General features: G+C 68.8%; 10 protein-coding genes. 7 read left to right on the forward strand and 3 right to left on the reverse strand.

Annotation, left to right across the window (positions count from 1 at the left end; translation table 11 throughout):
* The first annotated feature begins 48 nt into the window (after nt 1-48).
* The gene (locus ABOD76_RS02395) at nt 49-636 is read left to right on the forward strand and encodes a hypothetical protein (RefSeq protein WP_350241117.1); all 588 of its coding nucleotides are present in this window, start codon (nt 49-51) and stop codon (nt 634-636) included.
* A gap of 363 nt (nt 637-999) precedes the next feature.
* Here the strand turns inward: ABOD76_RS02395 and ABOD76_RS02400 are convergent, their stop codons facing one another.
* Nucleotides 1,000-3,030: a BTAD domain-containing putative transcriptional regulator gene (locus ABOD76_RS02400; RefSeq protein ID WP_350241119.1), complete on the reverse strand. Its 2,031-nt coding sequence runs from the start codon at nt 3,028-3,030 to the stop codon at nt 1,000-1,002.
* A gap of 74 nt (nt 3,031-3,104) precedes the next feature.
* On the opposite strand from ABOD76_RS02400, the gene ABOD76_RS02405 reads away from it, so the two are divergent.
* Entirely contained in the window at nt 3,105-5,135 is a 2,031-nt protein-coding gene (locus ABOD76_RS02405; RefSeq protein WP_350241121.1) for a BTAD domain-containing putative transcriptional regulator, read from the forward strand.
* A 121-nt stretch (nt 5,136-5,256) separates the two neighbouring features.
* Here the strand turns inward: ABOD76_RS02405 and ABOD76_RS02410 are convergent, their stop codons facing one another.
* Nucleotides 5,257-5,838, reverse strand: a complete 582-nt coding sequence (locus tag ABOD76_RS02410; protein WP_350241123.1) for an NUDIX domain-containing protein — start codon at nt 5,836-5,838, stop codon at nt 5,257-5,259.
* Nucleotides 5,839-7,182: 1,344 nt separating this feature from the next.
* Between ABOD76_RS02410 and ABOD76_RS02415 the strand changes: the two genes are divergently transcribed.
* Nucleotides 7,183-8,853 (forward strand): NPCBM/NEW2 domain-containing protein, encoded by a 1,671-nt coding sequence (locus ABOD76_RS02415; RefSeq protein ID WP_350241124.1) that lies wholly within the window; start codon nt 7,183-7,185, stop codon nt 8,851-8,853.
* Nucleotides 8,854-9,132: 279 nt separating this feature from the next.
* On the opposite strand, the gene ABOD76_RS02420 is transcribed toward ABOD76_RS02415, so the two are convergent.
* A complete protein-coding gene (locus tag ABOD76_RS02420) occupies nt 9,133-9,762 on the reverse strand; it encodes a histidine phosphatase family protein (protein ID WP_350241756.1) in 630 nt (209 codons plus the stop codon).
* Between the two features lie 425 nt (nt 9,763-10,187).
* On the opposite strand from ABOD76_RS02420, the gene ABOD76_RS02425 reads away from it, so the two are divergent.
* The 4 genes from ABOD76_RS02425 to ABOD76_RS02440 all read left to right on the forward strand — a co-directional run bounded on the left by ABOD76_RS02425 (nt 10,188) and on the right by ABOD76_RS02440 (nt 13,811).
* On the forward strand, nt 10,188-10,685 hold the full coding sequence (locus ABOD76_RS02425) for a GbsR/MarR family transcriptional regulator (protein WP_350241126.1): 498 nt from the start codon (nt 10,188-10,190) through the stop codon (nt 10,683-10,685).
* 9 nt (nt 10,686-10,694) lie between these two features.
* Nucleotides 10,695-11,606 carry an ABC transporter ATP-binding protein gene (locus ABOD76_RS02430; protein ID WP_350241128.1) on the forward strand — a complete coding sequence of 304 codons (912 nt, stop codon included), beginning with the start codon at nt 10,695-10,697 and terminating at the stop codon, nt 11,604-11,606.
* Nucleotides 11,596-12,384, forward strand: coding sequence for an ABC transporter permease subunit (locus ABOD76_RS02435; RefSeq protein WP_350241130.1), 789 nt, complete (start codon nt 11,596-11,598; stop codon nt 12,382-12,384). Before ABOD76_RS02430 ends, ABOD76_RS02435 begins: the two co-directional genes overlap by 11 nt.
* Before the next feature lie 155 nt (nt 12,385-12,539).
* Complete coding sequence (locus ABOD76_RS02440; RefSeq protein WP_350241131.1) at nt 12,540-13,811, forward strand: MFS transporter; 1,272 nt, start codon at nt 12,540-12,542, stop codon at nt 13,809-13,811.
* Nucleotides 13,812-13,816 lie beyond the last annotated feature (5 nt).

The raw sequence follows: 13,816 nt of genomic DNA on the forward strand, positions 1-13,816 counted from the left end.
GGGTGCAGCTCAAAGCGGCGAGCAACAAGCCCGCCCAGGAGGACTCCTATGAATGCTTCCACCCTCAAGACGCTCGGTTTCATCACGCTGCTCACGTCACCCGCCATGACCCTTGAAGCGGCCCGGCACGGGTTCCACAAGGTCGCCAATGAGAACACCGACCCGGTCGGCGCACTGCTCTATGGCCTGTTCTCGGTCGGCTGGCTGTGCGGGGTGCTCGGGTTGCGGTACCTGCGGGCCACGGGCACCGGCAAGGCCGCCCGCTGGCTCCTCAATGTCCTCGCCATCACCGTGACCCTGGCCGTCCTGCAATCGATCATGGACCTGCTGAAGGTGCCGACCGGGCATCCCATCTACATGGTCACCGACCTCGCCTGGCCGCTGAGCATGCTCCTGACGCTCATCGTCGGCATCGCCGCCGTCTTTGCCCGTCAGCTTCCCGGCTGGACACGGTTGGTGCCCCTGTTCATGGGCGCGTTCATTCCCATCATGGTGGTTCAGGGCGCACTGGGGCTGGACCTCCCCTACCTGTTCGACGCGCACACCGTCCTGGCCTGGAGCCTGCTCGGCATCACGCTGCTGAGCGCCGCATCCGCTGAGAAGCTCCAGAACACACGCTCCGCCCTGAGCGCCTAAGGGTGCTTCCACCCCGGCGGCGGCCTGGACAGGCCGCCGCCCGTCGTCTGTGTCGTGCATGGGGTCTCTGCCCTTCGCCTGTGCCCGGATGGGGCTCACCGGCCCCACGGCAACCGCTTATCCCAGCGATGAACCCTGCCGGGCGGCCGTCCAGGGGCAGGCCGGCTTCCCGTCCGCCGGCCCACCCACCAGGCGTCCTGACCGCAGCACACGAGCCGGCACGTCCGGGGGCCTCAGGGTCGCGCGTTCTTCGGCTTTCGGTGGGACACGCGGCCCAACTCCCAGGCCGTGCCCCGGAGAGGGGCCAGACCCCTCCAGCCACCCTGCCGCCACGGTGCGCAGCCCTGAGCTGGCCACCGCGGGTCAGGTCGGAGCCCTGGAGGCCGCGACGCGGTCTGCACCGCCTGCCGCGTCGCACGCGTCGGCCGCCAGCGCGTAGAACGCGGCCGCTTCACGCAGCAGGAACTGCGCGGCCGCCGCTTCGCCGGCACGCATGAACCACGTCGTTGCCTCGCGGGGGTCGCCGCCGTCCATCCAGAAGCGTGCGATGCTGGAGGCCTGCCCGTCGTGGCGCTCCAGCAGCCGCGCGGCGCTGCGGCACAGCAGCCGGGACACGCCTTCCGGAATGCTGGCGCGCACCGCTTCCAGCATCAGGTCATGCGCGAACTGCGTGCCGAGGAGCACCTCCGCACGTTCCAGTTCCTCCCACGCGTGAATCGTGTCAAACAGCGGCGCGCCCAGCATGTCGGCCACCAACTCCGGGGTGAAGTCACTCTGCAACACCGCGGCGGCCCGCACCACCTGCAGGGCGCTGTTCGACAGGCGGTCGAGGCGCCGGTTCAGCACGTCGTGAACGGCTGGCGGGAGCGGCAGGTGCTCCGGAGGATCGTGCAGCGCCCCGAGGTCCAGCAGATGCTGCAGGGTTTCGTAAATGAGCTGAGGGTTGCCGCCGGTGAACCGCTGCAGGCGCGGCGCCAGGCGCGCGGTGTCCGGCAGGCCCATGCCGCGCAGCAGGTCTTCGACCGCGCGGGTGTCCAGTGGGCCGACGTCCACCCGCGCCGCCACGCCCTCCTGAACCAGCCGGTCGAGCACGGCGGCCTGCTCGGGGGTCAGCTCACCCGCCCGGTACACCGCGATGTGCGGCGGGATGGGGCCGGCGTGAAAGGGAACGGCCCTGGAGATCAGCGCGTTCCCCACCGCCAGGCTGGCGCTGTCGAAATACTGCAGGTCGTCCACCACAATCGCCGCGAGGCCCGCGCTGGTGGCCTGCACCAGCTCAAACTGGGCGTCGAAGGCCCGCTGGAATGCTTCGGGGCTGCGCACCGGTGCCGGTGGCGCCGGGCCGCGCAATTCCGGCAGGTACCGCGAGAGCGTGTCACGCACCCACACCGGCAACGGCACGTCCGGCATCAGCGCGAGGTGCGCGCGAGCCAGGCGCGTGTTCGTCGCGAACGGCGTGCCGGCGTCACCCGGGCGGGCATCCACGCGCAGTACGCGCCCCTTGCTCGCCGCGAACTCCAGGGCCAGGCGCGTTTTCCCGATGCCGGGGGGGCCGGTGATGAGCAGCAGCTGGCCGGCCTGCCAGCCGGCCTCCAGCTGCGCCCACGCCTCCGTGCGCCCGACCACACCCGGGACGCGTGCGAGGCGCGGCCCCCCTGGCGCCCGCGCGCGGACCTCCGGGAGCTGTCCGCCCCGCGCGATCTCTGTGGCCAGGGCCAGCGTCTCCGGGAGCGGCTCGGTTCGCAGGTTCTTCGCGAGGATCGCCCGGCAGGCCGCGAACGCCTGCAGCGCGCCCTCGCGGTCGCCCATCAGGTGCCGCAGGCGCATCAGGCGCCGGTGGGCCTCCTCCGAGAGCGGGTCCAGGCGCAGGCGCTGCTCGACCCGCAGCGCCGCCTGGGCGTACGCCCCTGCGTCCTCCAGGCGTTCCGCTTCACGCCGAAGCATCACCAGCCGCTGCTCGTCGAGGCGTTCGCGCTGCGCGGACAGCCAGTCGGCGAGGTCTGACCCGGGCTCGACCTCCAGGCTGCTCAGCAGCCCCTCGTCATGCACCAGCCGGTCGTCGATGCCCCCGTGCAGGGAATGCCGCGCCAGTGCCCGTGTGTCGACCTGCAGGTCCGGGTCCAGCACCACGGGGTCCGTGCCGGAGATCAGCTCGACCCCCAGCTGCTGCCGCGCGCGCCGCAGCAGCTGCACGAGGTTGTTGCGGGCGGTCATCTCGGGAACGTCCGGCCAGAGCAGGTCCGCCAGGCGCATGCGGAGCGTGGGGCCTTCCAGCGCCAGGTAGGCCATGGCCACCATCAGTTTCGGTCCGACCTGCAGCGCCTGTCCCGACGCGGCCACGAGGCGCCCGGGGCCCAGCAGGTTCAGCTGCCATCCGGTCCGCGGCGGTTCCATTCACCGTAAGGTAGCAAACCTGCCGAGCGGCCCAGGGTCCGGATGCGCCGCCCACTGCTTGCTATGCTCTCAGCGTGCCCACTCCATGGCGCCTGCACGTGCTGGGTCCGCCGGCCCTGATCCGGCCGGACGGAACGCTGCTCGCGTGTGATCGCCGCACGGCCGGTCTGATGACGTACCTGGCGGTGGAAGGTCCCACGCATCGTCACGCCATCGCGCGGATGCTCTGGCCGGGGATTCCCGACACCATGGCCCGCAACAATCTGATTCAGGCGCTCCGGCGGCTGGAGAAGCACACCCGCTCGGTCCTGATCACCCGCGCGCCGCTCCTCGCCCTGGCTCCTGACGTCGCCGTTGACCTCAAGGAACTGTTAGACGGCACCGTCACGGCTGTGAGCGGCACCGGGGGCCTCGAGGGCCTGGAACTCGATGACGCGCCCGACTTCACCGAATGGCTGATGGCCACGCGAGCGCGGCTGGGTCAGGTGCGCGAACGCGACGCGCAGCGCGCGGTGGACGAAGCGGTCGCGCGCGGTGACGTGGCGGGCGCGCTGGTCCTGGCGCGCCACCTGCTGGACCTCGATCCGCTCTCGGAACTCGGACACCGGGTGCTGATGCGTCTGCACACCCTGGACGGCGACCGGCCTTCGGCGCTGAGGGTCTACCGCCGATACAAGACGCGGCTGGCCCGGGAGCTCGGCGCCGAGCCTCACCCGGACATCGTGCAGCTCGCCCGGGACATCGATGCCGGCCGCCTGCCGCGCGCTCCGGAGCAGCCGCGCATTCCCATGGCGGTGCTGCGACCGCCGCATCTGATCGGCCGTGAAGATGCCTGGGCGCGGATGGAAGAGGCGTGGGCCGCTGGAAAGACCATCTACCTCGCGGGCGCGCCGGGCGTCGGCAAAACGCGGCTCGCTCAGGACTTTGCCCGCAGCAAGGGACCCGCGCTGTATCTGCAAGGCCGACCGGGCGAGCAGGACGTGCCGTTCTCCGGCGCGGTGCGCAACGCCCGGGCCCGGCTGGCCGCCGCACCTCACGTGCAGCTGCCCGAATGGGTCAGGGATGAACTTGCCCGCGTCCTGCCTGAATTTCGGCAGGGCGAGACGCCCGAGCCGCTGCTCGACGAGCAGGAACGGCTGCAGTTCTTTCAGGCGCACCTGGAAATGGTGCGCCTGACCAGCGGCGGGTACGTGGCCACCATCACCGACGACATTCAGTACTACGACCAGGCGACCATGGACCTGGGTGTGTTTTTTCTGTCGCAGGGCGCCACGCTCGGGGGCCATGGAGACGTGCCCCGGCATCTGATTGTCTATCGCCGCGATGAATTCCCACCGGAATCGCAGCGCACCGTCGAGCGGCACGTCAACTCCGGCAGCGCGGTCCGCATCGACGTGGAGCCGCTCCCTGAAGCGGCGGTCACCGACCTCCTCAGCAGCCTCGCCGTCCCGGACGCCCCTCAGGTGTCCGGGTTGATCACGCACAGCACCGGGGGCAACGTGCAGTACGTCCTCGAGGCCGTCAAGCACCTGTATGAGACGGGCAGCTTCACGCTGGATGGCCCCCGTGACCTGCCGGCCAGCATGGCCACCATCATTCACCAGCGGCTCCAGCGGCTCTCCCCCACGGCCGTTCAGGTGGCTCGTGCCGCGGCCGTCCTGCGCACCGACATCTCCATTGAGCGGGTGGCTGAACTGCTGAACGCCTCCCTGCTCACCACCGCCGCCGCCTGGGAGGAACTTGAGGTGGCGCAGGTGCTCACCGGCGAACGCTTCAGCCACGACCTGGTCCAGGAGAACGTCCTGATGACCACGCCCGCACCGGTCCGGCAGATCCTGCACCGCAGCGCGGCGCGCCTGCTGGCCCTCCACGCGGCCCCACCGGCGGTGATTGCCAGTCATTGGCATGCGGCCGGGGAACCTGCCCACGCCGCGGAGTGGTTCGCGCGGGCCGCGCAGGCCGCGCGGGCCACCCTCCGTGTTCAGGAAGCGGCGGACCTGTACCGCGCGGCGGCGCAGGCACATCAGGACGCCGGCGACGAGGTGCAGGCCAGCGCACTGCTGCAGCTCGCCCGCGACGCTGCGGGGCAGCGCCCGGCACCGTGACGGCAGGCCGTGATCCGTGCTGGTCGGGAGCAGGCGTCCGTGCTGTGGTCATCCAACATGACCATGCACGCCCGAGCGGTGCGGGCCGCCAACCCAGGCGCCGGGCATCTGCACCCCCCGGTCAGGTAAAAAGGTGCAACCCGGCGTACTGGAGCAGCATGATGGTCTTTCCGTCCATGATCTCGCCGGTGCGGATCATCTGCAGGGCCTGGTCAAGGGTCAGTTCCAGCACCTCGATGTCCTCGCCCTCTTCAGCCACCCCCCCACCAGCGCCCGCTCTTGAGGCGGAGTCGTATTCCGCCACGAAGAAGTACAGCTTTTCCGTCACGGAACCCGGACTCATGAAAGCCTCGAACACCTTGCGGACGTGCTGCACCCGGTACCCGGTCTCCTCTTCCGTTTCCGCCCGGATGCGCTCTTCCGGGCTGGCCAGGTCAAGCAGCCCGGCGGGCGTTTCGATCAGCAGTCCATCATGCCCGTTGAGATAGGCGGGCAGGCGGAACTGGCGGGTCAGGATCACGGTCCGGCGTTCCGGGTGGTACAGCAGGATGGTGGCCCCATTGCCCCGGTCGTACGCCTCGCGACTCTGTCGCTGCCACGCGCCATTGTGCCGCAGGAAGTCGAAGGTGACCTTCCGGAGCACGTACCAGTCGTCTGAGAGCACTTCCACATTCTCTATCCGTACGCGGTCCTGGGTGTTCATCAGAGGCTCCTGATCAGGGTGAGGGGTGAAGGGAAACGGCTGAGCGGCGTACGCGAACGGCCTGAGCGGCTGGGGTCCTGGTCCCAGGCGTCTGGGACGCTTTCCGCAACGGAGTCCATGTCGGCTGCATCCGTGGCGCAGGGCGTGAGGCACCGGCAGGTTCAGGGGAAGGTCCCGCCGGCGCAGGGGAGGCCGGCCGCGGGCACAGGCGGTTCATGACCTGACGATGGCGCATTGAGGATGACCGGAGCGTGACACCCTTCATCGGCACCAGCACCCCGGGATGCCTGGAAGGACCCTCCCCGTCCGCTCCAGCACAGGCAGCACCAGGCGCGTCGTCCTCCAGGACCATCAGCCTCGCCCTGCCGACCAGCTTCGCACAGCGTGGGACAAGACGAACGGTGCGAACGCCTCGCTGTTCAGGATCAACGTGGGGCAGAGGCCCAAACTGCAGTGGCCCGGGCGTGGTGCTCGCGGACTGAGGTGCCATGGAAGGCATGCCCTCACCGTGTGGAGCTCATCGGCTGCTTCGTGGACGCCGGGAACATGGTGGTCCCGAATGAGGCTCACCCGATCGTGATCCGGCAGGCCGGCTGGCTGATCGACCCCGGTCCGGAAGGGGAAAGCGGCGGTGCCGGTGGTGCTGGACGTGGGGCCTCCTGCAGCCCCGGAAACACCGGCGCGCCGCACGCGTTATCCGACGGCACCGGGCAGGACCCCAGGGAGGTGAGAGCCCGGAGGGCCACACGTTCCACCGCCTCAAGCGACCGCTGCAGCCTGAACGGTGGTCCAAAGGTTCCGCGGATCAGGCGCGGCTCCGGACACCGGCGACGTCAAGGGCTGTCCATGCGCGCGGTCCCAGCCGACCCGCTGGCTCGCTTCGTGACCAGATGGCGACCGGGCTGAAGGCCGCGTGCAGCCGTGCTGCACGATGTCGCCGCGTCGGCAGACACCCCAGCCGCGCTGGCCGAAACCCTTCTTGACACCTCGACCTGCTCCTGTGGAGAAGCCCAACGTCCGAAGCAGCCGCACTGATTGAGTTAAGAAGGCAATGAAGGGTCGTTGGGGATGGCTTTGTCGGTCGTAGACCAAATAGACGGGTTCGGGAGCTCAAAAGATGTGATGCTGCCATTGCCCATTCCTTTTTGAAGTTCAGAGACAGCTCGGCGACCTTGATCAAGGAGATGCATGGTGAAGCGTTCACGTTCTTCTCGTTCGTTGCTGGCCCTGACGTTGCCCCTGGTATTGCTCGCGTGCGGGCAGCCCACTCCACCTGCTGACCCCACGGCTGAGGACAGCGAGGCGTTCACCTGGACAGCCGGCCCCGAGGATGTCGCGCGCCTGATGCCCGTGTTCTTTCCCGGCATTCGGACCCAGGACCTCTCGCTGACCTTGACGGCAACCAACGGCTACGGTCCGATCGAATTCAACACCAGCAATGGTGGGCGCAACGCCGGCGACGGCAACACGTTGACGCTGAATGAGAACATCTACACCCGGGGGCTGGGGGTGCATGCGGGGAGCGAGATCCACATCACCGGCAGCGGCTTCACCCTGCCGGCATGCAGTGTCTTCCAGGCCCGGGTGGGGGTCGACGACGAGGTCAACAGCAACGGGTCGGTGGTCTTCCAGGTCTATGCTGACGGGCAGCGGCTGTACGACTCCGGGGTGATGACCGGGACCAGCGCGGGCCAGCAGGTGTACGTGCCGATTGGCGGGAAGCACGACTTGCGTTTCGTGGTGACGAACGCGGGAGACGGCTCCAGCTATGACCACGCCGACTGGATCAACCCCACCATCTCCTGTCCACCGCAGTATGGTCAGGCGGGCACCGTGGACCGCTCGTACCAGGGGGGAGGCGCCACCAGCGTCGGAGGCGTGGCAGCCGCGCTCGACCCGGACAATACGGTGCTGCTGCTGCAACAGAACGGCACGTCCAACACCCTGGTGCGGGTGCAGGAAAACGGGCAGCAGTCTCAGGTGCAGCTCCAGCTGGCAGCGCGCGCAGTGGTGGTGCAACCGGACCACAAGATCCTGGTGGGTGGACAGCTGAACCATACGTTCGCCATCACCCGCTACAACCCGGACCTGACGGTCGATGCCACGTACGGGAAGGGCGGCAGCGTCATCACGAACCTCGCCATCACGCAGGACGGGTATACGTACGACGCGGGCATCAATGCGCTGGTGCTGCAGCCGGATGGCCGGCTGATCGCGGTGGGTTCCGCACCCGGCCTGTACTACCCCTCGCCCAGTCAACCGTCGATCACCTGGGTCGACGGGGGGAATTATGCGCTGGCCCGCTACACCAGCAGTGGTCAACTCGACCCGAGCTTCGGGACGGGCGGGGTGGTCAATTCTGGCTTCAGCCTTCCGCAGGACCCGGCCACGCGGTTCACCGAACACGCCAGGGCGGTGGCGCTCCAGCCGGACGGAAAGGTCGTGATCGGTGGGGTGAGATATCACGACAGTGAGGTGGACAGCACGGTGGTGCGGTTTACCAGCACCGGCAGTCTCGACACGGCGTTCCTCAAGGATCAGAACCATCAGGGCATCATCCGGGCCGCTTATTCCGAGTTCTCCGATGTGGCCGTGCAGCCGGACGGACATATCGTCGCTGTGGGCGCGACCGGCCGATTCACGACCACCGCACTTCTGGCTCGGCTCAACCCGGACGGCAGTCAGGACCGGCAGCTGCTCTACAGTTACAGTTCATCGTGCCGTGCCTACTGCCAGGATGCCTTCACCCACGTGCTGGCCCAGCCGGATGGCCGGCTGGTGATGACGGCCAACTACCAAGCCCCCGCCCCTGGGCTCCCTGACTTCAAACCGCTGCTGATGCGCTTCACGCCCAGCCTGAATTTTGACAAGACCTTTGGGGCCGATGGAAGTGGCGTGGTGGAGGGCGACGCCACGAATGAGGGCGATCCAGGGAAGTACACGTCGGTGCTGCAGCAGAAGGACGGCAAACTGATGGTCGTGGGCACCGCGTCCATCACCCGGTACTTCCCCTGAGACCCCGCATCGACGGGGCCAGGGCAATGCTGAACGGGTGAAGCGTTCCGCCCAGCATTGCCCTGGCCGCGCAGCACCAGCCGTGTCCTCCTGAACGGCCGCGGGACGCTTGTCGTTCACTTCTGTTCATGACGGCCATCAGCGGCCCGATCATCGGTGACCAGCACTGTTCGTGAATTCCAACGACACCGCTGGTGCAGATCGGGAATTGTCCCGGCGCGGTCTGGACGGCGAACGCACGGCGGTGCCCGATGTTCGGGCCGCCCCCCCGGGCGAGGCTCAGCGCGTTCGGCCCGTCTGCCCGCACCGGGACGCCTCCGTTGTTGCCTGCTCACCCCCAGACAGGTGATACACCCACCCTTCTCGCCAACGGAAGTCCTGCGCGATCAGGTCCTCGAGCGGCACCCCGTCAATCAGATGGTCGAACGCCCAGCGGGTCGCGACGTGGCCGATCACCAGAACCCGCTGATCACTCCACCCCACCCGGAGGTCCTTAAGGAACCGCCCCACACGGTTCACGGCCTGCCGCCAGCTTTCTCCGTTCGGATAGGGCACGTCCTGGTACCGTCGCCGGTTCTGGAGGACGGTCTGCGCCGGCTGTCCATTCAGCTCGCCGTAGTTGCACTCCCGCAACCGCCAGTCGTGCACCACCGTCAGGCCGCTGCCGCTCATGGCAATGTCGGCGGTTTCCACAGCCCGCCGGAGGTCCGAGACAAACACCACGGCCAGGTCATCATGTCGCCGGCGTTCGCCGAGTTCGTGGGCAAGCGTGCGTCCACGGGCGGAGAGGCGGCTGTGATGCCACCCGGACGCCACCCCACGGTCGTTCTCTTCGCTCCAGGAATGCGTCTTAAATACCAGGGAAATGGCCACGTCCGAAGTATCGGCTTCGACAGCCCAGGCAATCACCAAGAGCGGTTTCTTCCGCTGATGCCGTCATCCCCGGTTGCCTGCACCGTCAACTTCTGTGGGACGACCGTCCCACAGTTCCAGAGGCAACGCCAGCCGCTGGAGGAAGCGTCCACTGCCAGCGACACCCAGGCTCACAGCACACAAGAGCCGGACGGTCCACTCGCTGAGCCGCGCGTCTCCTGCGCCCATCGGCAGGGGGATGACCCGGAACGTGTTGAATGCCATGCCAGGAAATCTGGTCATCCTGCCGGCATGGGGCCTGCGCTGGTCTGCCCCAGCGTCGTGGAGTGCCGTAGCACCAGCACCCGACCACTGCACACCAGCGCTGACCGTCTGGGCTGAGCGGCATGCTCACTGAACGTCCTTCCCGCACCACTCCACTGGAGATTTCACAGTTTACTGAAAAGTCGTACACTTCTGTCATGTCGGATGAGTCCCCAGCGCCCGCCACGACCACGTCAGAAAGCGAGCAGTTCATGGAGCGGGCGGGCCTGCTGTTCGAGATGGTGGGCATGCCGCGCGCCGCAGGGCGTGTGCTGGGGGCGCTGCTGGTGGCCCCGCCACACGGACGGACACCCGCTGAGCTTGCCGCCTTGCTCCAGTCCAGCCGCGCCAGCATGAGTGGGGCGATCAAATACCTGACGCTGGTGGGCCTGATCGAACGGGCGCCGAATCCTGGTGAGCGCGCCGACCGCTTCCGGATGCGCCCCAACGCGTGGGCGATCCTGACCGAGCAGGGCAACCGGCGCATCCAGCCGCTGCACGAGCTGGCGCAGGAGGGCCTGCGGGCGCTGCCGACCGGAGGCGACCCCACGCCCCTGCGCGAGATGGAACAGTTCTACGCCTATGTCCTGCAGGTGTTTCCAAAGATGCTTGACGAGTGGCACCGCGTCCAGCGGCGCCCATCCTCCACCCCCTGAGGAGCAGTCATGAATGCCATCGAAACGAGCGACCTGAGCAAGCTGTATGCCCCCGGCGTGGGCCTCGACCGGCTGAACCTGCAGGTGGCGGCGGGTGAGATCTTCGGCTTTATCGGCCCAAATGGGGCGGGCAAGACGACCGCCATCCGCACCCTGATGGGGTTTCTGCGGCCCAGCGGGGGAAGCGGGCGCGTCCTGGGACACGATGTGTGGCAGGAGCGGGTCAAGGTTCACGCGCGAGTGGGGTACCTCCCCGGCGAGGTGCACCTCCCGGATCAGCACACCGCCCGTGAACTGATGCAGCGCAGCTGCACGCTGCGCGGCGGGGCCAGCATCGCGTACGGTCTTGAGGTGGCGCGGCGCCTGGACCTCCGGCTGGACGCCCGGTTGAGGACCCTCAGTAAAGGCAACCGGCAGAAGGTAGGGCTGACCCTCGCCCTGATGCACCGCCCGGAACTGCTGGTGCTGGACGAACCGACCGACGGTCTGGACCCGCTGGTCCAGGAGACGGTGCTGGAGCTGCTGCGCGAGGCGGGGAGCGAGGGCCGCGCCGTGTTCCTGTCCAGCCACGTCCTGAGCGAGATCGAGCAGGTCGCGGGGCGGGTGGGCATCATCCGGCGCGGCGAACTGATCCGGGTGGAGGGTGTCCAGGCGCTGAAAGCCAGCCTCCCTCAACAGGTGACGCTTCAGTTCGCCCGGACGCCCGTGGTCAATCTCGCGGCTCTGCAGGGCATGAGTGCCGGCGTGACGGAGGGGCTGGCGTTCCGGGGCTGGTGGCGCGGCAGTCCCGACCGGCTGATCCAGGCGCTGGCGAGTGAATCGCTGACCTCGCTGAGCCTCACGCCGTCCACCCTGGAGGCCGCCTTTCTGGACGAGTACCGCAATAAGCCGGTGCAGGGGACGGTGGAGCATGTGGCGTGAAGTCTGGAGGCAGGCCATGCAGGATGGCCGCCGCAGCCTGCTGTGGTGGGCGGTGGGCCTCGCCCTGTACACGGTGATGCTGCTGGCGTTCTTCCCGCTCCTGAAGGGGAACACGGCCATCGACGCCCTGATGAAGAGCCTGCCCGAATCGGTGCGGGCCCTGGCCGGCGACAACCTCGGCACGCCCGCCGGGTATGTGGGCGGCAAGCTGCTGAGCACCATGCCGATGCTGCTGACGCTGTTTGCCGTGCTGCAGGGCTCGGCGCTGATCGCGGGGCAGGAGGAGCGCGGGTGGCTGGAGTTCCCCCTGGCCCAGCCGCTGCCGCGCACGGCCCTGCTGCTGGGCCGCACCGTGGGGCTGCTGACCATGATGCTGGCCCTCGGCGCCGTGCTGTTCCTCAGCATCCTGCTGGCCGGGCAGCTGTTCCAGGCGCCACTGCCTGCTGGACAGCTGCTGGTGACGGTGGCGCTGCACATCCTCGGCGCGTGGCTGTTCGGGGCCCTGGCGCTCGCGATCGGCGCGGCGACGGGCCGCCCGGGGCTGGCCGTCGGCATCGGCGCGGGTCTGGGCATCGGGCTGGTGGTGCTGCAGGGCGTGGCCTCGCAGGTGCAAGTGCTCCGGGATCTGGCCTGGCTCAATCCCTGGAAATACGCCCTGAGCGATCTCCCGCTGGAACACGCGGTGAGTCCCACCCCGCTGCTGGTCTGCCTGCTGCTGGGCGGTGCGCTGGTCTGGATCGCCGCACGCCAGTTCAACTCCCGGGACCTGCGAGGGTAAGCACAGCCCACCGGTCAGGTTCAGGGCCTTGCTTCCACCCTGGGGAGGTTCCAGCCCGTTCCGCTGGGGGCAGGGCCCTTCCGCCTTGCCTTTGTCGAACGTGCTACGACGAAGGGCACGTCGTTCTCGTTGTAGGGGGCACGTCACACTCGGGCATGTCCATCTCGTTGCTTCACGGACCGTTCGCGCGGGTGTGGTGGGCCGGGCTGATCAGCATGACCGGCAACTGGATGCTCGCCGCCGCCCTTCCCGCGTACGTGTACCTCGCCACCGGCTCGGTGCTCGCCTCCAGCCTGCTGTTCTTCGCGTCCGTGGCGCCGCACGTGCTGCTCGGCTCACTCGCGGGCGCCGTTGCGGACCGCGTGGACCGGGTCAGGCTGATGACCGGGCTCAATCTGCTCGCCGCCGTGAGCGTCCTGCCGCTCCTGCTGGCCGCGCCCGGCCTGATGTGGCCGGTGGTGCTGGTGTGTGTGCTGGAGACCCTCGTGACGCTGCCGCTCGGCCCGGCTGAGAACGCCCTGCTGCCCACGCTGGTGCCGTCCACGCACCTGCCCCGCGCCAACGCCCTCAACGCCCTGAACAACAACGTCGCGCGGCTGCTCGGGCCCGCACTCGGGGGGCTGGTGCTCGCCCGCGTGGGGCTGCCTACGGTCGTGCTGCTCGACGTCGCGTCCTACCTCGCCGCGGCCGCCCTGCTGTGGCCGCTCATGCGGCCTCCCGCCTCCCGCCCGGCCGTCCGGATCGACTTCACAGCGGTCCGGCAGGCCGGGCGGGCGCTCGTGACCGTCTCCGGTGAGGGGCTGCGTCTGGCCCGGCAGGTGCCGGCATTGCGGCTGCTGCTGTTCACCACGGCCCTCGGTGGACTTGGGGAGGGCCTGTTCGCGGTGCTGCTCGCCCCGTTTGTCACCAGCGTCCTGCATGGAGGCGAGGGCGCGTACGGACTGATCCTCAGTGCCCAGGCGGTGGGCGGGCTGATCGGTGCGGCGGTGATGACGCCGCTGGCCGGACGCTGGTCACCCGTAACGCTCGCCGCCACAGGCGCGGTGGGCCTTGGCGTGATCGACGCCCTGATCTTCACGTCCCCGCTGGTGCTGACCGGCGTGTGGCCCGCGCTGCTGCTGATGGTTCTCGCCGGACTGCCCGCGAGCGCCGCCGGTGTGGGCTGGACCACCCTGATGCAGCGCATCACCACGGACGAACGGCGGGGTCAGGCCTTTGGGCTTTCCGCGCAGGTGTCGGCGCTGAGCGTCCTGGCCGGGACCGGCCTCGCCAACGTCGCACGAACCCCGGACGCGATCCTGCCGGTCATCTCGGTGCACGCCGTGACGCTGCTCGCATCAGGCGTGGTCGTCGCGCTGCGGCGGCGCGTCCTCGAAGTCCCGCCTGCCGACGTCCCCCGAGCGCCAACGGAGCGCCTGCCAGGCTGAGCGTC

This window comes from Deinococcus sonorensis KR-87, assembly GCF_040256395.1.
GTDB lineage: Bacteria > Deinococcota > Deinococci > Deinococcales > Deinococcaceae > Deinococcus > Deinococcus sonorensis.